This window comes from Cellulosimicrobium marinum, from assembly GCF_020551945.1.
Lineage (GTDB): Bacteria > Actinomycetota > Actinomycetes > Actinomycetales > Cellulomonadaceae > Cellulosimicrobium > Cellulosimicrobium marinum.
The window spans coordinates 435,387-460,244 of sequence record NZ_JAJBZH010000003.1; the positions used below are offsets into that span (position 1 = coordinate 435,387).

The window sequence follows — 24,858 nt, forward strand, 5'->3', positions numbered from 1 at the left end:
CCCCCCCCCCCCCCCCCCCCCACCCCGGCACCCCAGACCCCAAGAACCCCAGAACCCCAGAACCCCAGAACCCCGCACGGTGGCATGCTCGGGGGCGTGACCGTCTACGTCGACCCGCCCGCGTGGCCCGCGCACGGGACGCTCTTCAGCCATCTGGTGTCCGACACGTCGCTCGTGGAGCTGCACGCCCTCGCCGAGGTGATCGGGCTGAGCCGCCGGGCGTTCGACCTCGACCACTACGACGTCGCGGCGGAGCGGTACGACGCCGCGGTCGCTGCGGGGGCGGTGCCGGTGGACGGGCGTGAGCTGGCGCGTCGGCTGGGTGCGTCGGGGCTGCGGGTGCCGGGGCACGCTCGCCGTGCGGCGAAGGCCGGGGCGTTGCTGGCGCGGTGGGACGTGCTGCTGCCGGGTGCGGGCGCGGTGGGGAGGGATCTCGTGCGGCGGTGGCACGAGCCGCACCGGGTGTATCACGGCCCGGAGCACCTGGTGCACGCGCTGGACTCGTTGGCGCTCCTGGAGGGGCGGCCGGGTGGTGTGCCCGACGCCGCGCGGCCGGCCCGGGCGGCGGGTCCGTCGGGGGTGGTGGGTCCGTCGGTGACGCAGCTCGCGGTGTGGTTCCACGACGCCGTGCACGAGGGTGTGGCGGGCGGGGACGAGGAGCGGTCGGCCGCTCTGGCGACGACGGCGCTGGCGCCGTACCTCCCGCCGGGTCCGGTGGCGGAGGTGGCGCGGCTGGTCCTTCTCACGACGCGGCACGACCCGGCCCCGGGCGACGTCGCGGGCGCGCTGGTGTGCGACGCGGACCTCGCGATCCTCGCGGCGGCGCCGGACCGGTACGCGCGGTACGTGCGCCAGGTGCGCGCGGAGTACGCCCATGTCCCGGACGACGCGTTCCGGGCGGGGCGGGCCGCGGTCCTGAGCGGGCTGCTGGGCGCGGGTCCGCTGTTCCGGTCGCCGTCGGCGGCGGAGCGGTGGGAGGTGACCGCCCGGGCGAACGTGGAGGGCGAGCTCGCGGCGCTGGCCGCGGACGCGGCGGGCGGTAGTGGCGCGCGCCGCTAGGGTCGCACCGTGACCGAGCCGCCCGTTCCTGCGTCCCGACCCGATCGTGTCCGTGGGGCGCGCACCCGTCCGCGCCGGAGGACCGTGGTGCTCGGCGCCGCCGGGCTCGCGGTGGTGGCGCTCGCCCCGTTCCTCGTGGTGCAGGGGGTGGGTCGGGCACACGTGACGTCGCCCGCGGACGCGCCGCCGAGCGACGCCGTGGTGGTGCTGGGGGCGGGGCTGCGGCCGGACGGCACGCCGTCGACGTACCTGCGTCGGCGGCTGGACGCGGCGGCGGACCTGCACGCACGCGGGGTGGCGCCGGTGGTGCTGGTCAGCGGGGACGCGCACGACGACTACGACGAGCCGGGGGCGATGCGGGCGTGGCTCCTCGACCGGGGGGTGCCCGACGCCGCGATCCTCCTCGACCGGGAGGGGTTCGACACGCATGCGACGTGCACGCGTGCGGTGACGGAGTTCGGGGTGGGGACGGCGGTGGTGGTCACGCAGGACTACCACCTGCCGCGGGCCCTGTTCTCGTGCCGTGTCGCGGGGCTGGACGCCACCGGGGTGGGGGTGAGCGCGGCGAGCGTGGAGCCGGCGAAGGCGGTGCTGTACCGGTTCCGTGAGGTCCCGGCGGCGGTCAAGGCCCTGGTCGACGCGGTCGTGCGCTGAGCGGACCGGCTCTCGTCAGGGCAGGCGCAGGCGCCGCATGACGTCGAGGGCGGCGGTGAGGACCGTGCTGGGGAGGTCGCCGCCGAGCTCGTAGAGCCGGTCGAGGCCGAGGCCCTGGTGGGCGCCCCGCTGCACGGCGATCGTCTGGACCTCGGTGAGCGCCTCGATCCCTTCGCGGCCGTGGCGCCGGCCGAGGCCGGACGCCTTGAAGCCCCCCATGGGCGCGCCGACCGACCCGTAGGCGGCGGAGTACCCGTCGTTGACGTTGACGGTTCCCGCCTCGACGCGCGCGGCGATGCGACGACCCCGGGCGACGTCGCGGGTCCACACGCTCGCGTTGAGGCCGTACTCGGTGTCGTTCATGACGCGCACGGCGTCGTCGTCGCTCGCGACGCGCACGACGGACACGACGGGGCCGAAGGTCTCCTCGCGCGCGCACAGCGCGTCGTGGGGGACGTCGTCGAGCACCGTGGGGGCGTAGAACAGGGGGCCGATGTCGGCGCGGTGCACGCCGCCGGCGAGGACGCGTGCTCCGTGGGACAGCGCGTCGTCGACGTGGGCGACGACGCGGTCGAGCTGGGCCTGGGAGGTGAGGGAACCCATGTCGGCGGAGTAGTCGAGGCCGGCGCCGAGGCGCATGCCGCGCACGAGGGGGACGAACTCGTCGAGGAACGCGTCGGCCACCGACTCGTGCAGCACGAGGCGCTCGATGGAGACGCAGAGCTGCCCGGAGCTGCCGAAACAGGCTCGGACGGCGGCCTTCGCGGCGACGCGCACGTCGGCGTCGGCCGCGACATACAGGGGGTTCTTGCCGCCGAGCTCGAGCGTCGCGCCGATGAGCCGTTCGCCGGCGCGGGCGGCGACCTTCCGGCCGGTGGCGGTCGAGCCCGTGAACGCGATGTGGTCGACGTGGTCCGTGAGCGCCGCACCGATGTCCCCGCCGCCGGCGACGACGAGGAAGAGGTCGGAGGGCAGCCCGGCGCGCTCGAGCAGCTCGGCTCCCCAGAGCGCGGTGAGCGTGGTCTGCGGGTCGGGCTTGAGCACGACGCCGTTGCCGGCGAGCAGGGCGGGGACTGCTTCGGCGAAGGCGAGCGAGAGCGGGTAGTTCCACGGGGCGATCACGCCGACGACCCCGACCGGGCGGCGGTGCACCCGGGTGCCGGTGAGCAGCGGGAGCATGCCCGGCACGCGACGGTCCGCGAGGTAGCGGGGCCCGCGCACGCCGTAGTGGCGGGTGAGGATCGCGAGGTCGGCCGCCTCCTCGAAGGCGCTGCGGCGCGACTTGCCCGACTCCATCTGCACGAGGTCCAGCCCGTCGGACTGCTCGGCGAGGACGAGCGCGCCGAAGCGCTGCAGGACTCGGGCCCGCTCGGTGACCGGGACGCGGGACCAGGCGCGCTGGGCCGCGCGCGACCGCTCGACGGCGTGCGCGACGTCGTCCGGCGACGACGTGGGGAACGAGGCGAGGGGCGCGCCCGTGAACGGCAGGACGGACCGGTGCGTGCCGGACGCCGCGCTCGTCACGAGGCGGCCGACGAGGGGGGCGACGACGTCGGGCTCCAGCACGTACGTCGCGGCGGGGTTCTCGGGGTCGAGGAGGCCGTCGAGCACGGCGTCGTCGTGGGGACCGGGCACGGGGTTCGAGGCGCCGCCCGAGGAGCTCGTCATGGTGACAGGCTACGTCGTCGTGCTGACACGACGCTCCCGCGTCGTCGCCGGGTCCGCCTCCCGGTCGTCGTCCCGGTCGGCCTCCCAGGTGGTGAGGACCGGCCGGAACCCGTGGCGTGCCCAGAACGGCGCGGACAGCGGGTTGAGCACCCCGTGGTGCAGCAGCACGGCGGTGGCGGGTCCGTGGGCGGCGTGCAGGCGTGCGAGCGCGGCGTCGAGCAGTGCGCCGCCCGTGCCCGCGCCGCGTGCGGTCCGCCGCACGTGCAGGAGCACGAGGTACGCGACGGGCGTGGTCGTCACGGTCCCGGCCACCCAGCCGGACCGGTCGGGCGGTTCGACCGCCACGACCCCCTGCACCTGGCCGTCCGGCCCCGCCGCGACGAGCACGACGGACCCCGGACGGGCGACGGCGGCGGCGACCTGAGGCGCGACGGCCTTCCGGGCGGCCGGGCGCGAGCGCGCGGCCCCGACGAGCGCGTCGTAGGCGAGCTCGGCGACCTGGTGCTCGACGATCGCCTCGACGTCGGCCGCCGTCGCGTCGCGGACCACCACCTCGGGGGCGACGCGCGGCACGGTGCCCCCGGGTGCGCCGCGCCGGAGGGCGAGGTGGACGGTCGGGCGCAGTCCGGCCGCGAGGAGCGCGGGGACGGCCTCGACGTCGCGGCTGGGCCACGTCACGCTGAGCGCCTCGTCCGGCTCCCCCGTCGGCCCGCCCGCGCCGGTGCCCTGGGTCGCGACCTGCGCGGACCACGTCCCGAGCAGGGCTCGCAGGGCCCCGGCGACGTCCGGCCCCGACGCGCGCGCCCGCAGCCGGTGCTCGCGCAGGGCCCGCGACGCGGCGAGGGGCGACGTGGCGCTCACGTCCGTGGACGACGCCTCGCCGACGGCGCACGAGCCGTCGGCGAGCCGGGCGACGAGCAGCCCGCCCGTCCCCGCCCCCGGGCCGAGCAGGTCGGGGACCACGGCCACCGGGTCCGCGTCGCGGACCCGCGCGCGGTGGCCCGCCTCCACCGCCGCCACCTCCTCGGGCGACGGCGCCACGCCGGGCCCGGTCACGGCGTCGTGCTCACGCGTCGTCGAGCCGGCGCCCGAGGACCGTGCACTCCTGGTCGCTGTAGCCGAGGGTGCGGTAGAAGCCCTGGACCGCGTCGTTCGTGGTGCGGACCATGAGGCGGACGGCGCGCGCCCCCGCGGCCGCGAGCCACGCCTCCGCCGCGACGACCATCGCGCGACCGTGACCGCTGCCCTGCACGCGCGGGTCCACCGCGAGGTAGTACAGCCAGCCGCGGTGCCCGTCGACGCCGACCATCACCGACGCCACCACCTCGCCGGGGCGAGGTGCGCCGTCGGGCGCGGGGGCGGCGTCGGGCACGCCGGGGTCCGACGCCGCGACCCGGCCGACGAGGACGGTCGACGTCTCCCCCAGGCGTGCGTCCGCGACGTCGCGGTACGGGTCGTTCCACGGCCGTGTCAGCCCGCACGCGCGCCACAGGGCGACGACCGCCTCGACGTCGCCGTCCGCGACGTCCGCGATCTCCAGAGGTGCGGGCCGCGCGGCCGACGCCGTCATCGCGGCTGGTAGGGCGAGACGACGACCTCGACCCGCTGGAACTCCTTGAGGTCCGAGTAGCCCGTGGTCGCCATGGCGCGACGCAGTGCGCCCACGATGTTGAGCGTGCCGTCGGCCTGGCGGCCCGGCCCGAAGAGGACCTCCTCCAGCGTGCCCGCGGTGCCGACGTGCACGCGCTCGCCGCGCGGGAGCTGCGGGTGGTGCGCCTCGGGACCCCAGTGCCAGCCCTGGCCGGGCGCCTCCTCGGCGCGCGCGAGCGCCGCACCGATCATCACCGCGTCGGCACCGCACGCGACCGCCTTGACGAGGTCGCCCGAGCGGCCGACACCGCCGTCGGCGATGACGTGGACGTACCGGCCGCCCGACTCGTCGAGGTAGTCGCGACGGGCCGCCGCGACGTCGGCCACCGCGCTCGCCATCGGCGCGTGGATGCCGAGGGAGACGCGCGTCGTGTGCGCCGCTCCCCCGCCGAAGCCGACGAGCACGCCCGCCGCGCCCGTGCGCATGAGGTGCAGCGCGGCGGTGTACGTCGACGCGCCCCCGACGACCACGGGGACGTCGAGCTCGTAGATGAACCGCTTGAGGTTGAGCGGCTCCGCGACGCCGGAGACGTGCTCGGCGGAGACGGTCGTGCCGCGGATGACGAAGAGGTCGACCCCGGCGTCGACGACGCTCTGGTAGTGCTCCTGGGTGCGCTGCGGCGACAGCGCGCCGGCGACCGTCACGCCCGCCGCGCGGATCTCCTTGAGACGCTGGGTGATGAGCTCGGGCTTGATCGGCTCGGCGTAGATCTCCTGCATGCGGCGCGTCGCCGCGGCCGGGTCGAGCGTCGCGATCTCCGCGAGCAGCGGCTCGGGCGACTCGTACCGCGTCCACAGGCCCTCGAGGTCGAGGACGCCGAGGCCGCCGTGGTTGCCGAGCGCGACCGCCGTGGCGGGGCTCATCACGGAGTCCATCGGGGCCGCGACGATCGGCAGGTCGAAGTGGTAGGCGTCGATCTGCCAGGAGACCGAGACCTCCTCCGGGTCCCGCGTGCGCCGCGACGGGACGACCGCGACGTCGTCGAAGGAGAACGCGCGCCGACCGCGCTTGCCACGTCCGATCTCGATCTCGTTGCTCACCGGTCCAGCCTACCGGCGGGCCGGGGCAGCGCGTCGGCCCGTCCGGGCACGCCGCGGCGCCCGGGTGTGGGTGGCCGCTGGGAGGGTGACGCCCAGGCGCGACGGCAGCGCCGGCCCGGCACGACGGCAGCACGGAGGAGCGACGATGACCTGGACGGCGGGCCCGCTCGTGGCGTTCGACACGGAGACCACGGGGCTCGACGTCGACGTCGACCGCGTCGTCACGGCCGCCGTCGTGGTCCGCGGCCACCGGGGCACGACGACGCGCACCTGGCTCCTCGACCCGGGCGTGGGCATCCCGCCGGAGGCCGCCGCGATCCACGGCATCTCGACCGCGCACGCCGCCGCGCACGGCACGGCGCCCCGGGTCGCCCTGGACGAGGTCGCCGGCCTGCTCGTCGCGCACCAGCGTGCCGGCACCCCGCTGGTGGCGTACAACGCGGCGTTCGACCTCATGCTGCTCGAGGTCGAGCTGGCCCGCCACGGCCTGCCCACCCTGCACGAACGCCTCGGCCGACCCGTGCGCCCGGTGCTCGACCCGCTCGTCCTCGACCGCGCCGCCGACGGGTCGCGCGAGGGCAAGCGCCGCCTCGCCGACCTGTGCGTGCACTACGGCGTCCCCGTGCCCGCGGGGCTGCACACGGCCGAGGTCGACGCCCGCACGACGCTCGACCTCCTGGACGGCCTCGTCCGGGCCCACCCCGACCTCGCCGCCGCGAGCGCCGACGCGCTGCACGACCACCAGGTGGGCTCGCACCGGCGCTGGGTCGACGAGCTCGCCGAGCGACCCCGCGAGCAGCCGTACGTCGGCGCGGGCGCCGACGGGCGGTGGCCGGTCTGACCGCGACCCTCTCGGCCGGGAGACCGCACCCGTCGGCGACCGCGAGGCTCACTTCGGGTAGACGGCGTCCACCTCGACCTCCACGAGCCAGCCGTTCACCGGAAGGTTCTCGATCTCGAGGGCGAACCGCGACGGCCGCGCCGGGTTCACGACCATCGGTGCGGTCGTCGTCGAGCCGAGCTGGACGTCCAGGGTGGCGCCGGTCGTGAGGTTCGTGTTCGCGAAGAACTGCCGGTACGCGCGGTTCCACCCGGCGAAGTCCATCTTCTCCTCGCCCGCCGGGTTCTGGAGGAACACCCGCATCGACACGACGTCGTCGTACGAGAGCCCTGCCCTCTCCAGGTTCTCCCCGATCCGCATGAGCACGTTGATGCCCTGTGCCTCGGTGAGGGTCACGCCTGCCGGGAGGACCCCGCCCGGGAACACGTCGGTCGGGATGTAGCGCTGCTCCGCGCTGACCCCCGGCCCCGAGTTGAGCGCCGCGGGCCCCAGGCCGGACGACTTGTACCAGCCCACGTTCTTGCCGAACGCGACGCCGTCCGCGATCGAGGGCGTGCTGCCGGTGACGAAGGAGTACGACTCGGTGGGCTTTGGTTCGAACAGGCGGCCGGCCGCGACGGCCGTCCCCGGAACCGCGACGGCAGCGGTGAGGACGACGGCGACGGCGACCTTCGTGCGGTTCTTCATGACGCCTCCTGGCGAGATGCTCGGGCGCCTCGTGGCGCCGGGACGGGTGGCCCGACCGTGGTAGCCGGCCCGCAGCGGCGACGCTAACGACGGGTCGTTTCGCCGGTGTGAAGGGGGTGTATCGGCGAGAGACGAGGTTCACGAGGGTCGTCCGGTCCCGGCGGGATGCACGGAAACATGACGTTTACGACAACCGACAAGCCGTGACAGCGCTGAAACGTCGCGGACCCGTGGCTGCGACCGATCGTCCTTAGCGTCGGTGGCGGTGCTGACGGCGGCGCCGGCGTCGAAGGACCGGGACGGCCGCCCGTCAGGCCTTTCACGACGAAGGGTCCGACACATGGTCACAGACGAGAGCACGACCGGCGTCTCCCGGCGCAGCTTCCTCCAGGCGGTGGGCGCCACCTCCGGCGCCGGCGTCATGTTCGCCACGATGGGAGCCGTCGGACTCGCCCCGACGGCCGCCGCGCAGCCGCGGAACGAGTCCTGGATAGCCCCGACCAAGAGCGACTTCACCCTGACGGGGCGCTCGGCGAAGCGTGTCGTGGTCGTCGGCGCCGGCCCCGCGGGGCTGGCGTCCGCGTACGAGCTGCAGAAGGCCGGGTACAAGGTCACCGTCCTCGAGGCGCGGCACCGGGTGGGCGGACGTACGCTCACCATCAGGGGCGGAGACTCCGAGACCGACATCAACGGCGTGACGCAGACCGCGCGCTTCGACCGCAACATCTACATGAACGCCGGCGCCGGGCGCATCGCCCAGTGGATGGTCACGATGGACTACCTGCGCGAGCTGGGCGTGCCCTACGAGGTCTTCACCAACGCCAACGCCGACGCCTACCTCTACAACGAGCGCACCGGCGCCACGCCGGGCAACCCCGTCCGGTACCGGACCGCCAAGGCCGACGTCTTCGGGTACACGTCCGAGCTGCTGAACTACGCGACCAACCAGGGCGCGCTCGACCAGCAGCTCACCGCCGCCGACAAGGAGAACCTGCGTGCCTTCCTCCGCAGCTGGGGATCCCTGCAGTCCGACGGCACCTACAAGGGCGGCAACAACCGCGGGTTCGAGGTCTACCCCTCGGCGTGGAACGCGCACGGGACGCCCCTGCCGGGACCGGCGAGCGTCTCGGAGGTGCTGGCCTCCCGGGTGGGCATGTACTTCCCGTTCGAGATCAACTGGGAGCAGTCGATGCTCATGTTCCAGCCGAAGGGTGGCATGGACACGACCTACGACTACTTCGTGCGCGCGATCGGCAAGCAGAACGTCCAGCTCAGCTCGCCGGTCACGGCCGTGGAGAGCACGCCCGGGGGTGTCAAGGTCACCTACACCGCGCACAACGGCAAGGTGCGTCAGCTCGACGCCGACTTCGCGATCGTCACGGCGCCTGCGGGCCTGATGCGGCGGTGGGAGACCAACTGGGGGTCCGACATCGACGCGGCGCTCGGCGAGTTCGCCGTGGGGTCACCGGCGGGGAAGATCGGTCTCCAGTACAAGACCCGGTTCTGGGAGGACGACCACCGGATCTTCGGTGGCATCACCGAGACGGACATGGACCTCGCGCACGTCTGGTACCCGTCCTACGGGTACGGCGAGCGCAAGGGCCTCGTCGTGGGCTACTACAACACGGGGACCAACGCCCGCACGTACGGGGACATGGCTCCCAAGCAGCGCGAGCTGCGCGCCGTCGAGCAGGGCGTGAAGATCCACGGCGAGAAGTACCGGACCGAGCTCGAGAGCTCGTTCTCCATCGCGTGGCACAAGGTCCCGTACATCGAGGGCGCCTGGGCGTTCCCCAACACCCAGTCCTCGCGCTTCAAGCAGCTCCAGACCGGGGCCGGCAACGTCTACTTCGCCGGGGACTGGATGTCGGAGATCTCCGCGTGGCAGCACGGGGCGTTCTGGGCGGCCAGGTACGCCGTCCAGGCGCTGCACACCCGCGTCATGACGTCCTGAGCCCGGCCGGTCGGCGGGCCCGCCACCGCGGGCCCGCCGACCGCCCCGTGGGTCAGAACCCGGTGTAGTTCGGCGCCTCGACCGTCATCTGGACGTCGTGCGGGTGGCTCTCCTTGAGCGACGCCGACGTGATGCGGATGAACCGGCCCTTGTCCTGCAGCTCCGGGACGGTCCGGGCGCCGACGTAGAACATGGTCTGGTGCAGGCCGCCGACGAGCTGGTGCGCGACGGTGCCGAGCGTCCCCTTGTAGGGCACCTGGCCCTCGATGCCCTCGGGGACGATCATGTCATCGCTCGTCACCTCGGCCTGGAAGTAGCGGTCCTTGGAGTAGGACTTCTTGCCGCGCGACGACATGGCGCCCATCGAGCCCATGCCGCGGTAGGCCTTGTACTGCTTGCCGTTGACGAGAATGGTGTCGCCGGGCGACTCCTCCGTGCCGGCGAGCATCGAGCCGAGCATGACGCTCTCCGCGCCCGCGACGATCGCCTTGCCGATCTCGCCCGAGTGCCGCATGCCGCCGTCCGCGATGACCGGCACGCCCGCCGGCCGCGCGGCCAGGGACGCCTCGTAGACGGCGGTGACCTGCGGGACGCCGACGCCCGTGACGATGCGGGTGGTGCAGATGGAGCCGGGTCCGACGCCGACCTTGATCGCGTCGGCCCCCGCGTCGACGAACGCCTGCGCGCCCTCGCGGGTCGCGACGTTGCCGCCGATGACCTGGACGTCACGCGTCGCGGGATCGGTCTTGAGACGGCGCACCATGTCGATGAGCATGCGGACGTTGCCGTGCGCGGTGTCGGCGACGAGCACGTCGACGCCGGCGTCGATGAGGGTGGTGGCGCGCTGCCACGCGTCGCCGAAGTAGCCGATGGCGGCACCGACGAGGAGGCGGCCCTGGCCGTCCTTCGACGCCTGGGGGAACTGCTCGGACTTCACGAAGTCCTTGACGGTGATGAGCCCGGCGAGGCGGCCGTCGGCGTCGACGAGCGGGAGGCGCTCGAGCTTGTGGCGCCGCAGCAGCGCGGTCGCGTCCTCGCGCGAGATGCCGGCGCCGCCGGTGATGAGCGGGGCGGGGGTCATGACCTCGTCGACCTTCGTGGTGGCCCACTCGGCGACGGGCGTGAAGCGCAGGTCGCGGTTGGTGACGATCCCGATGAGGCGCTGGTCGCCGTCCACGACGGGGAACCCGGAGATGCGGTACTCGCCCGCACGCTGGTCGAGCTCCTCGAGGGTCGCGTCGGGGCCGATCGTGACCGGGTTCGAGATGATCCCGGTCTGCGTCCGCTTGACGAGGTCCACCTGGTACGCCTGGTCCTCGATGGACAGGTTGCGGTGCAGCACCCCGATGCCGCCCTGGCGGGCCATCGCGATCGCCATGCGCGACTCGGTGACCGTGTCCATCGCGGCGGAGACCAGCGGCACCCGCAGCGAGATCTCGCGCGTGAGACGCGTCGTGGTGTCGATGTCCGAGGGCGCGAGGTCGGAGAACCCGGGCTGCAGGAGGACGTCGTCGTAGGTGAGGCCGACGAACCCGAACGGGTCGCGCTCGGGCGGTGCGGCGGGCGTCGAGGGGGTCGAGGAACCGGGGGGCACGGGCGAGGCGGTCACCCGGCGATTCTACGCCGGGCGCAGGACCCGACGGCTCAGCGCACGACGGCCAGGAGCTCGTGCAGGAGACCGGTGAAGCTGCGCACCCGGTGCACGGTCGGCGCGAGGGGGAGCTCCGCGGCGGCGTCGTCGCTCGGCAGCCCCACGAACACGGGCAGCGTCGAGTTGGCGTCGAGCGTCGCGTGGATGATCTCGAGGTCCGGACGCGCCTGCGTGGTCACCATGGCGACGGCGGACGGACGGACCATCGTGACGAGCTCGAGCGTGCGGTGGACGTTCGCGGGCCCCGTGACGATCCGCGCCATGGCACCGTGCGCCCCGAGCGACGCGGCGAGGGCGTGGGCGGCGAGCGGGAGCGGCTCGTCGGGCGCGGCGAAGACGAGCACGATGCGCCGCATGCGGCTGGGGTGGTTCCGGGGCGGGCCGCCCGCGGCGACGATCGCGTCCTCGCGCTCCTGGGTGTGCTCGCGCAGCGCGGCGAGCGTCGCGTTGGCGAGGACGATCTCGGGCACCTCGCCCGGTCCCGCGAGGACCGTGCGCTCGGCGAGCCGTTCGAGGGCCGGCTCCACCAGGTCGGACCACCAGTCGGCCGGGTCGCCGCCGGGCGCGATGCGCAGCAGGCGGTCGCACGTGCGCTGGTCGTAGGCGATCGCGGCGTCGACGACGTCCGAGACACGGGTGGGGCGCGGGTCCTGACCGACGACGCGCGGTGTGCCGGGCGGCGCGTCATTCCCGCCCGGGACGGCGCGCAGGAAGGGCCGCACCGCGGCGCGCGGGGCGGCCTCGGCGTCGTCGTCGGGGGCGTCCTCGTCCGCGGCCGCGGCCAGCGCGGCGTCCACGGTCGTGGCGTCGCGGTGCGCGGCGAGCTCGTCGCCGTCGGCGTCCATCGCGGCGCGGGCCGCGTCGGAGGGCGCGACGCCGTCGAGCGTCAGGCGGCGCATGATCACGAGGCGCGCCACGTCGTCCTGCGTGTAGCGGCGGTGCGCGCCGGCCTGGTGCTCGGAGGGGCCGAGCCCGTAGCGCCGGTCCCACGTGCGCAGGGTCGCAGGGGCGACGCCGAGGCGCCGTGCGACGACGGCGACGGCGAGCCCGGGGTCGGTGGACATGGTCGGTCGTACTCCCTCGGGTTCGGGGGCGGACCGCGCGGAGGTCATGGATCGATTCTGCCGACGGGTCCGCAGCCTCGCCACTTGCCCCGGCGTACCTCGACCACACCGTGACCTGCATCGCGTCGGCCCCTGTGCGAAGTTTGTTCACCATGCGCCCAAACGAGCCGCCCGTCGTGCATATCGCGCCAAACCGGACAGCGCGGGCAGGCCGTCACGAACTCGACAGGGCAGCTCGGCAGGGGTGGCGCGATCGCTCGCGACCGGACCGCGTGGACCAGCGGCTTCACTTTTTCGCCACAGGGACTTGAACAACCTCTGCAACGCTTGTACGTTGTTCGCCATGGCAGAGATCTCAAGGCTCCCCGGACCGGTGATGGAACTCTGGGAATGGCAGTACCAGGGTTCGTGTCGCGACCAGGACGACACGTTGTTCTTCCACCCCGAGGGCGAGCGCGGCTCGACCCGCCGACGCCGCGCAGAGGCCGCGAAGGCGATCTGCCAGTCGTGCCCCGTGATGATGCAGTGCCGCGAGCAGTCGCTGCGCGTCCGCGAGCCGTACGGCGTGTGGGGCGGCCTCAGCGAGGACGAGCGCGCCGCCATCCTCGCCGGCGGCGCCCGCCGCGCCGGCTGACACCACACCCACACCCTCTGCCGCACCGGCCCACCGGCCGGACCCGATACACGACAGGACCCCGCGACCGACGGTCGCGGGGTCCTGCGGCGTTCGGTGCCGGCTGCGTCAGCCGACGACCACGGCGAGGATGTCGCGCGCGGACAGGACGAGGTAGTCCTCGCCGCCGTACTTGACCTCGGTGCCGCCGTACTTGCTGTAGATGACCTTGTCGCCGACGGCCACGTCCAGCGGGACGCGGTTGCCGTTGTCGTCGACACGGCCCGGACCGACGGCCAGGACCTCGCCCTCCTGGGGCTTCTCCTTGGCGGTGTCCGGGATGACCAGGCCGGATGCGGTCGTGGTCTCGGCCTCGAGGGCCTTCACGACGATCCGGTCCTCGAGCGGCTTGATGGGGACCGACACGTCGGACCTCCCCTTTCGCGATGAGAACTGCAACGGATGGGTCGAGCGGTCTCCGGACGTCGTCGCGGGTGCCGGCCGGGAGCCGCGCTCGCGCGCCACCGACGCCCGGGAAGGGCGGCCGTGACGCGCGATCAAATCTAGGTCGCGGTTAGCACTCGGTCAAGGTGAGTGCCAACGACGCGCCGTCGCGCACCGGCCCCCGGCTCCGTGGAAGGATCGACGTCATGGACGCCGCCACCCTGACGAAGCTGCTCAGCCCCGAGGGCTGGACGCTGCTCGGCGCGCTCCCGCCCTACGACGAGCAGCAGGCCCTCGTCCTCGCCGCGGGCCTGCGCGCGAAGGGCGTCGACCCCGACCTCGCCGCCGCCGCCCTCACCCAGTCCCGGCTGCGCTCCGCCGGGCGCGCCAAGTTCGGCGCCTTCGCCGACGGCATGCTGTTCACCCAGGCCGGCCTGGAGCAAGCCACCCGGCTCGTCGTCGCCGCACGGCACGCGCAGCGCTACCTCGCCGCCGGGGCGACCAAGGTCGCCGACCTCACGTGCGGCATCGGCGCCGACGCGCTCGCCCTCGCGGGCAGCGGGCTGCAGGTCCTCGCGTGCGACGTCGACGAGCTCACCGCCGCGATCGCCACCGTCAACCTGCGCCACTTCCCCGAGGCCGAGGTGCGCCACGGCGACGGCCTCGCCCTCGACCTCGCGGCGGACGGGGTCGACGGCGTGTACGCCGACCCGGCACGCCGCACCCGGTCCGGCTCCCGCGTGTTCGACCCCGGCGCCTACGCGCCGCCGCTCGACGCCGTCTGGGCGCTGCGCGACCGCGTCCCCGCCGTCGGCGTGAAGGTCGGCCCCGGCATCTCCCACGACGGCCTGCCCGCCGACGCCGAGACCGAGTGGGTGTCGGTCGACGGCGACGTCGTCGAGGCCGCCCTCTGGTTCGGCCCGCTCGCACCCGCCGGTCCCGGCCGGTCGGCGCTCGTCCTCACCACCCGCCCCGGGCCCGACGGCGCACCCACCACCTCCGCACGCACGCTCGCCCACCGACCGGGCGAGGACGACGTCGTCCCGGACGTGGGCGACGTCGGGCAGTACCTCTACGAGCCGGACGGCGCCGTCATCCGGGCGGGCCTCGTCGGGCACGCCGCGGCCGAGCTCGGCGGGCGCCTCGTGGACCGCACCATCGCCTACGTCACCGCGGACACGCCCGCCCCCGTCGGCGACGCCGGGCTCGCGGCAGGACTCGCGCGCGGGTACCGCGTCCTCGACACCCTGCCGTTCGGGCTCAAGCGGCTGCGCGCCTACCTGCGCGAGCGCGACGTCGGGCGCCTCACCATCAAGAAGCGCGGCACCGCCGTCACCCCCGAACAGCTGCGCAGACAGCTCGCGCTGAACGGCTCCCGCGAGGCGACGATCGTCCTGACCCGTGTCGGGGGCCGCCAGAGCGTCCTCGTCGTCGAACCCCTCGGCACCGGGAGCGCCCCGTGAGCGGCGTCGAGATCCCGTTCGCCCGCTCCGCACGGTCCAGCGTGGGCCTCGAGTGGGAGCTCGCGCTCGTGGACACCGACTCCGGCGACCTGCGCCAGGTCGCCCGGACCGTGCTCGACGCCGTCCGCCCCGCCGACGGCTCCGACCACCCCTCCATCAAGCAGGAGCTCCTCCTCAACACCGTCGAGGTCGTGAGCGGCGTCCGCCGCACCGTGCGCGAGGCAGGGCACGACCTCGAACGGTCGATCGAGGAGATCCGCGCCGTCACCGACCCCCTGCGCGTCGAGCTCATGTGCGCCGGCACGCACCCCTTCGCACGCTGGGCCCAGCAGAAGGTGACCGACAAGCAGCGCTACAACACCCTCATCGACCGCACCCAGTGGTGGGGGCGGCAGATGCTCATCTACGGCGTGCACGTGCACGTCGGCATCGAGGACCGGGACAAGGTCCTGCCGATCCAGCGCGCGATGCTCACCTGCTTCGCGCACCTCCAGTCCCTGTCCGCCAGCTCGCCCTTCTGGGGCGGCAAGGACACCGGCTACGCGTCGAACCGCGCCCTCATGTTCCAGCAGCTCCCCACCGCCGGGCTCCCCTTCCAGTTCGAGCACTGGGCCGACCTCGAGGGCTACGTCGGCGACATGCTCCACACCGGCGTCATCGACGCGTTCGACGAGGTCCGGTGGGACCTGCGCCCGGCACCCCGCTTCGGCACGCTCGAGACCCGCATCTGCGACGGCACCACCAACCTCACCGAGCTCCTCGCGCTCGCCGCCCTCACCCACTGCCTCGTCGAGCACTTCTCCACGGTGCTCGACGACGGCCGCGAGCTGCCCACCCTGCCACCCTGGTTCGCCCAGGAGAACAAGTGGCGGTCGGCGCGCTACGGCATGGACGCCATCATCATCCTCGACCGTGCGGGGAACGAGGAGCTTGTGACCGACGCCGTCGCCCGCCTCCTCACCGACCTCGAACCCGTCGCCGCCCGGCTCGGGTGCCTCGACGAGCTCGACGGCGTGCGCACGATCCTGCGGCGCGGCGCGTCGTACCAGCGGCAGCGGGCCGTCGCGCGGCGCAACGGGGGCGAGCTCGACGCCGTCGTGCGGTCGCTCGTCGCGGAGATGCGGGCGGGTCGTCCGCTCTGAGCGGCCTTCGCCCGTGGTGCTGGTCGCGCGTGGTGCGGACGAGGGGGCGCGGGTCTACCATCCGGCCGCTCGTGCCTCGCGGCCTCCCGCCAAACCCGCCACGACCCGCGCCCCCTCGTCCGCACCACGCGCTCGCAGAGCAGGAGCCGTCGTCGCTTCAGGGCGAGGTCACCTGCTGAGGTCAGACGGTGACCGTGGTGAGCGGCATGGACGAGTCGACGCCGATGTCGAGCGACGACGGCGCGACGCCCGCGCGGACGACGGCGGAGCCGAGCGCGGCGATCATGGCGCCGTTGTCTGTGCAGTAGCGGATCGGCGGGATACGGAGCTCGATGCCCGCCTCGGCGCAGCGCTTCGCCGCCATGTCGCGCAGCTGCGAGTTCGCGGAGAAGCCGCCGCCGACGACGAGCGTGTCGACGCCGTGGCGCTCGCACGCGGCGATCGTCTTGGCCGTGAGGACGTCGGCGACGGACTCGGCGAAGGACGCCGCGACGTCGTGCAGGGGGATCTCCTCGCCGGCGTCCTGCCGGGCCTCGACCCACCGAGCGACGGCCGTCTTGAGGCCGGAGAAGGAGAAGTCGGCGGCGTGCTTCTCCTGGTCCTTGCGGGCGGTGAGGCCGCGCGGGAACCGGATGGCCGTCGGGTCGCCCTCGCGCGCGAGGCGGTCGATGTGCGGGCCGCCGGGGTAGGGCAGGCCGAGGAGGCGGCCGACCTTGTCGAACGCCTCCCCCGCCGCGTCGTCGAGGGTGGAGCCGAGCTCGGTGACGGACGTCGCGACGTCGTCCACGAGCAGCAGCGAGCTGTGCCCGCCCGAGACGACGAGCGCCATGACGCGGTCGGGGAACGCGCCGTGCACGAGCTCGTCGACGGCGGCGTGGCCGATGACGTGGTTGACGCCGTAGAGCGGCTTGCCGAGGGCGAGGGCGAGGGCCTTCGCGGCGGACGCGCCGATCGTCAGGGGGCCGACGAGGCCGGGGCCGGCGGTGACGGCGATCGCGTCGATCTCGGACAGGTCGACGTCGGCGGTGCCGAGCGTGCGTTCGAGCGTGGGGATCATGGCCTCGAGGTGGGCGCGGGACGCGACCTCGGGGATGATGCCGCCGAAGCGGGCGTGCTCGTCCATGGAGCTCGCGACGGTGTCGACGAGGAGCTCGCGCCCGCGGACCAGGGCGACGCCGGTCTCGTCGCAGGACGTCTCGATGCCGAGGACGAGCGGGTCGCCGCCGCCGGTGGGCGCTGGGGAAGCCATGGGGACCAGGGTAGTCGCGAGCCCGGCGTCGGCCGTCCTGTCGCGCACCTCACATGTTCTGCCTGGAAGATGATTGAAGGTTGTACTGTTCCTCCGGCATGAGCACCGACACCCTCGCCCCCGTCGACCTGCAGATCGACGCCACCACCGCGGACCGGCTCTTCCGCACCGCGCGCACCACGGCGCGGTTCACCAACGCCGAGGTGACCGACGAGCAGCTCGCGGCCGTGTACGACCTCATCAAGTGGGGCCCGACCGCGATGAACACGCTGCCCCTGCGAATCCTCGCCGTCCGGTCGCCCGAGGCGCGCGAGCGCCTGGTCGCCCACATGGCCGACGGGAACAAGGACCGCGTCGCCGCCGCGCCGCTCTCGCTCGTCGTCGCCTACGACCCGGCGTTCCACCTGCACCTCGACACGCTCTTCCCGCACGTCCCGGGCGTCCGCGAGAACCTCGACGGCGTCCCCGAGGTGCGTGACGACATGGGTCGCACGAGCGCGCTCATCCAGACGGGCTACCTCGTCGTCGGCCTGCGCGCCGCCGGGCTCGCCGCGGGCCCGATGAACGGCATGGACTTCGCGGGGGTCGACGCCGAGTTCTTCGCCGACAGCGGCTGGAAGTCGCTCCTCGTCATCAACGTCGGCGTCGCGGACGGCGAGGGCACACCCTACCCCCGCGCCCCGCGCCTGTCCGCCGAGCAGGCCGTCACCACGGTCTGACCCCGCCGACCCCGTGGCGCCCGCCGGCTACGTGTCCGGCCCGGTCGCCACGGGTCGTCGCGGGTCGTTCGACCACTGCGACCACGACCCGGCGTACAGCGCCGCGTCGACCCCGAGCGTCGCCAGCGCGGCGACCTCGTGGGCCGCGGTGACCCCCGAGCCGCAGTAGACGCCCACGCCGTCTCCCTCGCCGACCGCGCCGCCCTCGCCGAGCGCCCCGAGCCCGGCGAACCGCTCCCGCAGCGCCGCGTCGTCGAGGAACGACCCGTCGGCGGCGAGGTTCGCCGTCGTCGGCGCGCTGACCGCCCCGGGGACGTGGCCCGCGCGCGGGTCCACGGGCTCCACCTCGCCGCGGTAGCGCTCCCCCGCCCGCGCGTCGAGCAGCACGCCCGTGCCCGACGCCGCGAGGCGGGCCGCGCCGTCGGCGTCCAGCACCGGCAGCCCGCCCGGGGTGACGACGACGTCGCCCGGCTCGGGCCGCACGTCCCCCGCCTCGACGGGCAGACCGGCCCGCTCCCACGCGGCGAGGCCGCCGTCGAGGATCCGCACGTCCGCGTGCCCCGCCCACCGCAGCAGCCACCAGGCCCGCGCCGCGGACGTGCCGCCGACCGCGTCGTAGACCACGACGGGCCGGTCCGCGCGCACGCCCCAGCGGCGCGCCGCCGCCTGGAGGTCGTCGGGGTCGGGGAGCGGGTGCCGGCCCGCTCCCGCGGACGGCGGTCCCGCGAGCTCCGTCTCCAGGTCCACGAACACCGCACCGGGGACGTGCCCCGCGAGGTACCGCTCCCGCCCGTTGGTCACGCCGAGCGCCCACCGGACGTCCAGCACCACGGGGGCGCCCGGACCGCCGAGGACCGCCGCGAGCGCCGGGGCGTCGACGAGGACCTGCTCGCGCGCGGTGCGCGGGCCCGCACCCTCGCCCGGACCGGTGCTCGTGCCCGGATCGCTGCCCGTGCCGGGACCGGGGCTCACGCGACGACGCTCCCCGCGTCCGGGGGCGAGCCGTAGTCCGGGTCGTCGTCGCGCGCGCCCGCGAGCTCGAGCCGCATCGTGTACGCGTCCACGTCCTCGGGCTGGTAGTACCGCTTGCGGACGCCGAGCTGCTCGAACCCGTACTTCGCGTAGAGCGCGAGCGCCGGGTCGTTGTCGACGCGGACCTCGAGCAGCACCGCGTCGGCCCGCAGCTCGCGCGACCGCGCGACCAGCGCCTCGAGGAGGGTCGACCCCACGCCCTGGTGCTGGAACGACGGGTCCACCCCGATGGTCATGATCTGCGCGACGTCGCCGTCGAACCACAGCCCCGCGTAGCCGACCACGGGCTGCGGCCCCGCGGCGTAGGGGCGCACGGGCTCCGCCGCGACGTACCAGCGGCCGAGCCCCGCGAGCTCGTCGGCGAGCATCCCGTACGTCCACGCACCGCGCCCGAACAGCGCGCGCTCGAGCTCGACCACGCGGTCGAGGTCGGCCGCGCGCAGCGGGCGCAGCCGCACGTCGTAGCGGGCGCGCGTCACGACGCACCCCGGGCGGCCGGCGCGTCGCTCACACGCTTGGCCCCGGCGGGCTCCTGCACGTCGGGACGCCGCAGGTACAGCGGCTCCGTCGGCTGGTCCTGGCCGGCGTCGCGGCGGGCGAGCGCGATGCGCGCGAGGACGGCGGCGTCCGGCACGAGCGGCGCGTCCTCGGCGACCCCGAGGACGTCGGCGTAGAGCGAGGCCCCCTCCCCGACGACGACCGCGCCCGCCGCGTGCTCGGCGACGGCGGCCGCCGCGGCGACGTCGGGACCGGCGACGGTGGCCACGACGGGCACGCCGTGCGGCCCCTCGTGCGCGACGACCCGGTAGCGCGCCCAGTAGACCTCGCGGCGGCGCGCGTCGGTCGCGACGAGCACCTCGTCGTCGGGCACGAGACCGAGGTCGCTGACGGCCTGGACCGCGACGGCGTCCAGGCTGGGCACCCCGAGCACGGGCACCCCGAGCGCGTAGCCCAGGGCCCGGGCGGTGACGAGACCGACGCGCAGCCCCGTGAACGGCGCGGGACCCGTCCCCACGACGACGGCGGTGAGCGCGGAGCGCGCGACGCCGGCCTCCGCGAGCGCCTCCTCGACGAGCGGGGCGAGCGCCTCCGCGTGCCGACGCCGCTCCGGCACCTCGCGGCGGGCGAGGCGGGCGCCGTCGTCCCCGACGACGGCGACGGTCACGGAGGCAGAGGTGTCGAGCGCGAGAACAGGCACGGGACAAGACTACGGCCGCGTCTCGCGCGGCGCGGCTACCCCCGCGTCAGGGCGACGAGGTCGACCCCGGCCCAGCGCGGCCCGACGGCGCGCAGCGTCACGCGTCGCTCGCCCGCCTCCGGGGCGGCGTCGTCCGCGGTGTCGTCCGAGCCGTCGGCGGAGCTGTCGTCCGCGCTGTCGGCCGCAGTCGAGCCCGCCGCGCCGCGCGGGCGCTCCAGCACGACCTCGAGCCGGTCGCCGGCGAGCGACTCGACGAGGCCCGCCCCCCACTCGACGACCGTCACGGACTCGTCCAGGCTGGAGTCGAGGTCGAGGGCGTCGACCTCGTCGAGCGAGCCCAGTCGGTAGGCGTCGACGTGCACGAGCGCCGGGCCGCCGACGAGCGACGGGTGCTCGCGCGCGACGATGAACGTCGGCGACGCGACCTGCCCCCGCACCCCGAGCCCGGCCCCGACGCCCTGCGTGAGCGTCGTCTTGCCGGCGCCGAGGTCGCCGGTGAGGACGACGAGGTCCCCGGCCCGCAGGACGCCCGCGAGCGCCCTTCCGAACGCGCGGGTCGCGTCGGCGTCGACCAGGGTCAGGTGGACGGTCTGCTCGACCGGGGCGGGAGCCCCCGACGCCGCTGGGACGCTCGTGCCGCTCGTGCTCTCGCTCACCGTGCCGGTGTCCTCTCGTCGGGTGCGGGGGTCGGGGTCGGGGGGAGGTCGTGCGGGGCCGTACCACCTCGGCCGGCGAGGCGGCGCACGACGAGGCCGCGCGCGGCGTCGTCGAGCACGTCGAGGCGCACGTGCTCGCGCGGCACCCGCGTGCCGAGCCGCGTCGTGATCTCGTAGCCGATGGTCCCGGCGGCCCGCGCCCAGTCCTCCGCGGCGGGGTCGCCGCCGCGCCCCAGGCCCGCCCCGGCGCCGAAGAGCGTCACGACGTCGCCCGCGCGCTCCGCGGCGCCCGGGCCGAGGTCGAGCACGAACTGGTCCATGCAGACCCGCCCCGCGACGCGCAGCACCCGTGCCCCGGGTCCCCTGCCGACGAGGACGGGGCCGCCCGGGCTCGCCGGGTCGCCCGCGAGGCCCGAGGCGTGGCGCGGGATGCCGTCGCCGTACCCCAGCGGCACGACGCCGAGCACGGTGTCGCGCGACGTCGTGTACCGGTGCCCGTAGGACACGCCGTGCCCCGCCGGGACGTGCTTGACGTTCGCGAGCCGCGCCTCCAGCGTCATCACGGGCGTGAGCCCGAAGTCTTGCGGCGGACCGACCTGCGGCACCGGCGACATGCCGTACACGGCCAGGCCGGGGCGCACGAGGTCGTAGTGCGTGCGGGGCGCCGTGAGGGTCGCCGCGGAGTTCGCGAGGTGACGCACCTCGAGGTCGGCGCCCGACGCCTCGGCGAGCCGGACCGCGTCGTCGAGCGCGTCGGCCTGCGCGACGACGCTCGGGTGACCGGGCTCGTCGGCGCACGCGAGGTGGGAGAACACCCCGACGACCCGGACGAGCCCCTCGGCCGCGGCACGCGCCAGCCCGTCGAGCACGACCGGCAGGTCGGCCGGCATCACGCCGTTGCGCCCCAGGCCGGTGTCGACCTTGACGTGCACGCGCGCCGTGCGTCCGGCGGCGCGGGCCCCGGCCACGACTGCGTCCACCGCCCACGTCGCGGCGACCGTGACGTCGACGTCCGCCGCGACGAGCTCCTGCAGGGGCGCACCGGGGGCGAACAGCCAGGTGAGGATCCACGCGCGCTCGGGCCCGACGCCCGCCGCCCGCAGCGCCAGCGCCTCGCCCGGCTGGGCCGTGCCGAGCCACGTCGCCCCGCCCGCGAGCGCCGCGAGGGCGCTCGGCACGAGCCCGTGCCCGTACGCGTCCGCCTTGACGACGGCCATGACCTGCGCGGACGGCGCGTGACCGGCGAGGGCGCGGACGTTGTCGCGGAGCGCGGCGAGGTCGACGACGGCGCGGGCCGGGTGGGTGTGCGCGTCGGACGGCTCGGCGAGGTGCGTGCGCTGGGTGTCGCTCACGGTCGACGATTCTCTCACCACGCGTCGAGCACGCGGTCCGTCTCGAACCGTCGCTCGCGCCCGCTCAGCGGGTCGACGAACGCCAGCGACCGCGACACGAGCTGGAGGGGGTGCGCGTAGTCGTCGTGCGCGACGTCGTACGGCTCGGGATAGAAGTTGTCGTGCAGGATCGGCACGCCGAGGCGGGCCATGTGCAGACGGAGCTGGTGCGTCTTGCCGCTGTGCGGCTCCAGCCGGTAGCGGGCGAGGCCGCGGTCCGTGTCGGCCTCCGCGAGGTCCACGCGGCTCTCCGCGTTGGGCTCCCCGTCGACCTCCTCCGCCCGCATGACGCCGCGACGCTTGACGATGCGGCTGCGGACCGTCGTCGGCAGGTCGAGCGCGGGGTCGAGGGGCGCGACGGCCTCGTACGTCTTGCGGACCTCGCGCCGCGCGAAGAGCTCCTGGTAGGCGCCGCGCACCTGCGGGCGCAGCGTGAGGAGCAGCACCCCGGCGGTCACCCGGTCGAGCCGGTGCGCGGGGCTGAGGTCGGGCAGGTCGAGGTCGCGCCGCAGGCGCACGAGGACCGACCGCGCGACGTACGCGCCCCGCGGGATCGTCGCGAGGAAGTGCGGCTTGTCGACGACGAGCAGGTCGCGGTCGCGGTGCAGCACCCGGACCTCGAAGGGCACGTCGGGCTCGACGGGCGGGTCGCGGTACAGGAACACGAACCCGCGCGGCTCGTAGGGCGTGCGGTCGTCGAGGGGTCGCCCGCGCCCGTCGACCACCTCGCCGGCGGCGACCTTCTCCGCGAGCCGCGCGGCGTCGTCGGGGAAGCGGTGGCGCACGTAGTCGAGCGTGCGCGTCCAGCGCGCGACGCTCGCGGCGTCGTGCGGCAGGACGAGGCGCGTCGGGTTGAGGCCGTCGCGCACGGGGAGAGGGACCACCCGTCCACGGTAGCCGCCGGCGACGAGTCACCCGACCGGGGTCACCGCGGCTGCCGAACCCCGGGTTGCGCGGCACGATCCGCCCGGTCTGCCGTGCAACCCCGGGTTCGGCGAGGTCGGGTGCCGGACGATCCGGGGTTCGGCGGGCGACGTCAGCGCGTCGCGAGGAGGTCCGCGACGACGCGCGGCACCTGGTCCGCGACGTCGCGCGCCGCGACCGGACCACCGGGGTTCGCGCGCTCGGCCGCGAGGCCGTGCACGAGCGCCGCGGCGGCGCCCAGCTCCGCCGCGAGCGCCGGCTCGGCGCGGACCCGCTCGGCGTGCGCGGCGAGCAGCGTCCCGAGGATCCCGGCGAGGACGTCCCCGGCGCCCGCCGTCGCGAGCCAGGGCGGCGCGTCCGCCTGCGCGTACACCACCCCGGGCCCGACGACGAGCGTCACCGACCCCTTGAGCAGCACCGTCGCGCCGGTGAGGTCGTGCGCACGCCGGGCCCACCGCAGCGGCTCCGCCTCCACGTCCGCGCGCGTCACGTCCTCGCCGCGCGCCCCGAGCAGCGTCGCGAGCTCGCCCGCGTGCGGGGTCAGGACGACCGACGCCGGGCACCGCCCCGGCAGGAGCGACAGCGCTCCGGCGTCCACGACCGCCGGGACGTCGGCGGGGGCCAGGGCCGCACGGACGCGGTCGTGCTGGCCCCCGTCGTCCACCGGGTCGCCGCCCGCGGCGGGCACCCCGGACCCGAGGGTCCACGCCTGCACGCGCCCCGCGCCGGCCACGACCTCGGGGTGGGCCGCCAGGACGGCCTGCGTGACGTCGTCGGGCCCGAGGTAGCGGACCATGCCGGGCCCGGTGCGCACGGCGGCGCTCGACACGAGGACCGCCGCCCCCGGGTACGTCGACGTCCCCGCGACGACGCCGACGACGCCGCGCGTGTACTTGTGATCGTCCGGACCGGGCACCGCCCACAGCGCCGCGACGTCGTGCCGCTCGAGGCGGCGCACCGCGGGCCCGGCCCTCAGGTCGAGCCCGAGGTCCACGACGGCGCCGCGCCCGGCGAGGTGCGTCGCGGGCGGGACGAGCAGACCGGGCTTCGCCGCGCCGAACGTCACCGTCCGGTCGGCCCGCAGCACCGGCCCGGGCACCGTGCCGTCGTCGACCCCGACCCCGCTCGGCGCGTCCACCGCGACGACCCACGGCCGGCGCGGGGCACCGTCGAGGTCGTCGACGATCCGCCGCACGAGGACGCCCGGCGTGCCGCGCAGCGGCCCGGTCGCGCCGATCCCGACGAGGCCGTCGAGGACCGCGTCGGCCGCCCGGACCTCGCGGACGGCGCGGGCGAGCGCGTCATCGCCGAGGTCGAGGTCGAGGTCGAGGGTCGATCCTCCGGCGCGGCGCAGCGCGACGAGGCCGCCCTCGTGCGTCCGGTCGCTCGTGAGCACGGCCGTCACGCGCACCCCGCGCCGTGCGAGGTACGCACCGGCGTGCAGCGCGTCGCCACCGTTGTTGCCGGCGCCCACGAGCAGCACCACCCGAGTGCCCGTCACGCGCCCGTCGCGCCGGCCGCCGTCGGGCCCGACGACGGACCGCGCCCGGGCGAGGTCGCGCGCCACCACCGTCGCGAGGGCGAACGCCGCACGCTCCATGAGCGGCACGCCCGCGTCGAGGAGGGGACGCTCGGCGGCGCGCACGTCGGCGGCGGTCCAGGCTTCGATCATGCCCCCATCCTGCCCACGCCCCGCCGGGCGCGCCTACGCGCGTCCCGCGCGCGGACCGGCGGAGGTCCGCGCGTGTCCCGACGGCC

At 75.3% G+C, this 24,858-nt stretch carries 24 protein-coding genes; 8 read left to right on the plus strand and 16 right to left on the minus strand.

Annotated features, from left to right (window positions below):
- The first annotated feature begins 96 nt into the window (after positions 1-96).
- Both LGQ04_RS09110 and LGQ04_RS09115 read left to right on the plus strand, forming a co-directional pair.
- Positions 97-1,059, plus strand: coding sequence for a DUF4031 domain-containing protein (locus LGQ04_RS09110; protein WP_229243374.1), 963 nt, complete (start codon positions 97-99; stop codon positions 1,057-1,059).
- A 9-nt stretch (positions 1,060-1,068) separates the two neighbouring features.
- On the plus strand, positions 1,069-1,713 hold the full coding sequence (locus tag LGQ04_RS09115) for a SanA/YdcF family protein (RefSeq protein ID WP_229243375.1): 645 nt from the start codon (positions 1,069-1,071) through the stop codon (positions 1,711-1,713).
- 15 nt (positions 1,714-1,728) lie between these two features.
- Here the strand turns inward: LGQ04_RS09115 and LGQ04_RS09120 are convergent, their stop codons facing one another.
- Genes LGQ04_RS09120 through LGQ04_RS09135 form a run of 4 tightly spaced genes read right to left on the minus strand, consistent with a single transcriptional unit; the run spans position 1,729 to position 6,072 of the window.
- A complete protein-coding gene (locus LGQ04_RS09120; protein ID WP_229243376.1) occupies positions 1,729-3,381 on the minus strand; it encodes a succinic semialdehyde dehydrogenase in 1,653 nt (550 codons plus the stop codon).
- A gap of 9 nt (positions 3,382-3,390) precedes the next feature.
- Positions 3,391-4,437: a GNAT family N-acetyltransferase gene (locus LGQ04_RS17715; RefSeq protein WP_229243377.1), complete on the minus strand. Its 1,047-nt coding sequence runs from the start codon at positions 4,435-4,437 to the stop codon at positions 3,391-3,393.
- A gap of 10 nt (positions 4,438-4,447) precedes the next feature.
- Entirely contained in the window at positions 4,448-4,951 is a 504-nt protein-coding gene (locus LGQ04_RS09130; RefSeq protein ID WP_229243378.1) for a GNAT family acetyltransferase, read from the minus strand.
- Positions 4,948-6,072, minus strand: coding sequence for a GuaB3 family IMP dehydrogenase-related protein (locus LGQ04_RS09135; protein ID WP_229243379.1), 1,125 nt, complete (start codon positions 6,070-6,072; stop codon positions 4,948-4,950). Before LGQ04_RS09135 ends, LGQ04_RS09130 begins: the two co-directional genes overlap by 4 nt.
- A gap of 145 nt (positions 6,073-6,217) precedes the next feature.
- Here LGQ04_RS09135 and LGQ04_RS09140 point away from each other — a divergent pair, with 145 nt between their 5' ends.
- The gene (locus tag LGQ04_RS09140) at positions 6,218-6,913 is read left to right on the plus strand and encodes an exonuclease domain-containing protein (RefSeq protein WP_229243380.1); all 696 of its coding nucleotides are present in this window, start codon (positions 6,218-6,220) and stop codon (positions 6,911-6,913) included.
- 48 nt (positions 6,914-6,961) lie between these two features.
- On the opposite strand, the gene LGQ04_RS09145 is transcribed toward LGQ04_RS09140, so the two are convergent.
- On the minus strand, positions 6,962-7,600 hold the full coding sequence (locus LGQ04_RS09145) for a Rid family hydrolase (RefSeq protein WP_229243381.1): 639 nt from the start codon (positions 7,598-7,600) through the stop codon (positions 6,962-6,964).
- Positions 7,601-7,940: 340 nt separating this feature from the next.
- On the opposite strand from LGQ04_RS09145, the gene LGQ04_RS09150 reads away from it, so the two are divergent.
- Complete coding sequence (locus tag LGQ04_RS09150; protein WP_229243382.1) at positions 7,941-9,554, plus strand: flavin monoamine oxidase family protein; 1,614 nt, start codon at positions 7,941-7,943, stop codon at positions 9,552-9,554.
- A gap of 52 nt (positions 9,555-9,606) precedes the next feature.
- Here LGQ04_RS09150 and guaB read toward each other — a convergent pair whose 3' ends face one another.
- Both guaB and LGQ04_RS09160 read right to left on the minus strand, forming a co-directional pair.
- The gene (guaB, locus tag LGQ04_RS09155; protein ID WP_308016387.1) at positions 9,607-11,148 is read right to left on the minus strand and encodes an IMP dehydrogenase; all 1,542 of its coding nucleotides are present in this window, start codon (positions 11,146-11,148) and stop codon (positions 9,607-9,609) included.
- Positions 11,149-11,198: 50 nt separating this feature from the next.
- Positions 11,199-12,269 (minus strand): MerR family transcriptional regulator, encoded by a 1,071-nt coding sequence (locus tag LGQ04_RS09160; RefSeq protein ID WP_229243383.1) that lies wholly within the window; start codon positions 12,267-12,269, stop codon positions 11,199-11,201.
- A gap of 343 nt (positions 12,270-12,612) precedes the next feature.
- Between LGQ04_RS09160 and LGQ04_RS09165 the strand changes: the two genes are divergently transcribed.
- The gene (locus tag LGQ04_RS09165) at positions 12,613-12,903 is read left to right on the plus strand and encodes a WhiB family transcriptional regulator (protein WP_229243384.1); all 291 of its coding nucleotides are present in this window, start codon (positions 12,613-12,615) and stop codon (positions 12,901-12,903) included.
- A gap of 108 nt (positions 12,904-13,011) precedes the next feature.
- Here the strand turns inward: LGQ04_RS09165 and groES are convergent, their stop codons facing one another.
- Positions 13,012-13,308 (minus strand): co-chaperone GroES, encoded by a 297-nt coding sequence (gene groES, locus LGQ04_RS09170; RefSeq protein ID WP_229243385.1) that lies wholly within the window; start codon positions 13,306-13,308, stop codon positions 13,012-13,014.
- Positions 13,309-13,532: 224 nt separating this feature from the next.
- Here groES and LGQ04_RS09175 point away from each other — a divergent pair, with 224 nt between their 5' ends.
- Together LGQ04_RS09175 and LGQ04_RS09180 are read left to right on the plus strand one after the other, a co-directional pair.
- Positions 13,533-14,789: a class I SAM-dependent methyltransferase gene (locus LGQ04_RS09175; RefSeq protein WP_229243386.1), complete on the plus strand. Its 1,257-nt coding sequence runs from the start codon at positions 13,533-13,535 to the stop codon at positions 14,787-14,789.
- A complete protein-coding gene (locus LGQ04_RS09180; RefSeq protein WP_229243387.1) occupies positions 14,786-15,931 on the plus strand; it encodes a glutamate--cysteine ligase in 1,146 nt (381 codons plus the stop codon). Before LGQ04_RS09175 ends, LGQ04_RS09180 begins: the two co-directional genes overlap by 4 nt.
- Positions 15,932-16,112: 181 nt before the next feature.
- Here LGQ04_RS09180 and tsaD read toward each other — a convergent pair whose 3' ends face one another.
- The gene (gene tsaD, locus LGQ04_RS09185; protein ID WP_229243388.1) at positions 16,113-17,180 is read right to left on the minus strand and encodes a tRNA (adenosine(37)-N6)-threonylcarbamoyltransferase complex transferase subunit TsaD; all 1,068 of its coding nucleotides are present in this window, start codon (positions 17,178-17,180) and stop codon (positions 16,113-16,115) included.
- A gap of 98 nt (positions 17,181-17,278) precedes the next feature.
- On the opposite strand from tsaD, the gene LGQ04_RS09190 reads away from it, so the two are divergent.
- A complete protein-coding gene (locus LGQ04_RS09190; protein WP_229243389.1) occupies positions 17,279-17,899 on the plus strand; it encodes a malonic semialdehyde reductase in 621 nt (206 codons plus the stop codon).
- A 27-nt stretch (positions 17,900-17,926) separates the two neighbouring features.
- Here LGQ04_RS09190 and LGQ04_RS09195 read toward each other — a convergent pair whose 3' ends face one another.
- From LGQ04_RS09195 to LGQ04_RS09225, 7 genes are all read right to left on the minus strand, one after another.
- The gene (locus tag LGQ04_RS09195; RefSeq protein ID WP_229243390.1) at positions 17,927-18,871 is read right to left on the minus strand and encodes a sulfurtransferase; all 945 of its coding nucleotides are present in this window, start codon (positions 18,869-18,871) and stop codon (positions 17,927-17,929) included.
- Positions 18,868-19,410 carry a ribosomal protein S18-alanine N-acetyltransferase gene (gene rimI / locus LGQ04_RS09200; RefSeq protein ID WP_229243391.1) on the minus strand — a complete coding sequence of 181 codons (543 nt, stop codon included), beginning with the start codon at positions 19,408-19,410 and terminating at the stop codon, positions 18,868-18,870. Before rimI ends, LGQ04_RS09195 begins: the two co-directional genes overlap by 4 nt.
- The gene (gene tsaB / locus LGQ04_RS09205; RefSeq protein ID WP_229243392.1) at positions 19,407-20,129 is read right to left on the minus strand and encodes a tRNA (adenosine(37)-N6)-threonylcarbamoyltransferase complex dimerization subunit type 1 TsaB; all 723 of its coding nucleotides are present in this window, start codon (positions 20,127-20,129) and stop codon (positions 19,407-19,409) included. The genes rimI and tsaB overlap by 4 nt, the downstream gene beginning before the upstream one ends.
- A 35-nt stretch (positions 20,130-20,164) precedes the next feature.
- The gene (gene tsaE, locus LGQ04_RS09210; RefSeq protein WP_372470030.1) at positions 20,165-20,785 is read right to left on the minus strand and encodes a tRNA (adenosine(37)-N6)-threonylcarbamoyltransferase complex ATPase subunit type 1 TsaE; all 621 of its coding nucleotides are present in this window, start codon (positions 20,783-20,785) and stop codon (positions 20,165-20,167) included.
- Positions 20,782-22,137 carry an alanine racemase gene (alr, locus tag LGQ04_RS09215; protein WP_229243393.1) on the minus strand — a complete coding sequence of 452 codons (1,356 nt, stop codon included), beginning with the start codon at positions 22,135-22,137 and terminating at the stop codon, positions 20,782-20,784. The genes tsaE and alr overlap by 4 nt, the downstream gene beginning before the upstream one ends.
- A gap of 14 nt (positions 22,138-22,151) precedes the next feature.
- Entirely contained in the window at positions 22,152-23,060 is a 909-nt protein-coding gene (locus tag LGQ04_RS09220) for a pseudouridine synthase (protein WP_229243394.1), read from the minus strand.
- A 152-nt stretch (positions 23,061-23,212) separates the two neighbouring features.
- On the minus strand, positions 23,213-24,772 hold the full coding sequence (locus LGQ04_RS09225; protein WP_229243395.1) for a bifunctional ADP-dependent NAD(P)H-hydrate dehydratase/NAD(P)H-hydrate epimerase: 1,560 nt from the start codon (positions 24,770-24,772) through the stop codon (positions 23,213-23,215).
- Positions 24,773-24,858 lie beyond the last annotated feature (86 nt).

Excerpts from the sequence above, each read along its gene's own strand:
- LGQ04_RS09130 (WP_229243378.1), bottom strand. The coding sequence starts at position 4,951 with ATGACGGCGTCGGCCGCGCGGCCCGCACCTCTGGAGATCGCGGACGTC.
- LGQ04_RS09150 (WP_229243382.1), top strand. The coding sequence starts at position 7,941 with ATGGTCACAGACGAGAGCACGACCGGCGTCTCCCGGCGCAGCTTCCTC.
- LGQ04_RS09165 (WP_229243384.1), top strand. The coding sequence starts at position 12,613 with ATGGCAGAGATCTCAAGGCTCCCCGGACCGGTGATGGAACTCTGGGAA.
- LGQ04_RS09140 (WP_229243380.1), top strand. The coding sequence starts at position 6,218 with ATGACCTGGACGGCGGGCCCGCTCGTGGCGTTCGACACGGAGACCACG.
- LGQ04_RS09225 (WP_229243395.1), bottom strand. The coding sequence starts at position 24,772 with ATGATCGAAGCCTGGACCGCCGCCGACGTGCGCGCCGCCGAGCGTCCC.
- LGQ04_RS09145 (WP_229243381.1), bottom strand. The coding sequence starts at position 7,600 with ATGAAGAACCGCACGAAGGTCGCCGTCGCCGTCGTCCTCACCGCTGCC.
- LGQ04_RS09160 (WP_229243383.1), bottom strand. The coding sequence starts at position 12,269 with ATGTCCACCGACCCCGGGCTCGCCGTCGCCGTCGTCGCACGGCGCCTC.
- tsaD (WP_229243388.1), bottom strand. The coding sequence starts at position 17,180 with ATGGCTTCCCCAGCGCCCACCGGCGGCGGCGACCCGCTCGTCCTCGGC.
- LGQ04_RS09120 (WP_229243376.1), bottom strand. The coding sequence starts at position 3,381 with ATGACGAGCTCCTCGGGCGGCGCCTCGAACCCCGTGCCCGGTCCCCAC.
- LGQ04_RS09190 (WP_229243389.1), top strand. The coding sequence starts at position 17,279 with ATGAGCACCGACACCCTCGCCCCCGTCGACCTGCAGATCGACGCCACC.
- LGQ04_RS09175 (WP_229243386.1), top strand. The coding sequence starts at position 13,533 with ATGGACGCCGCCACCCTGACGAAGCTGCTCAGCCCCGAGGGCTGGACG.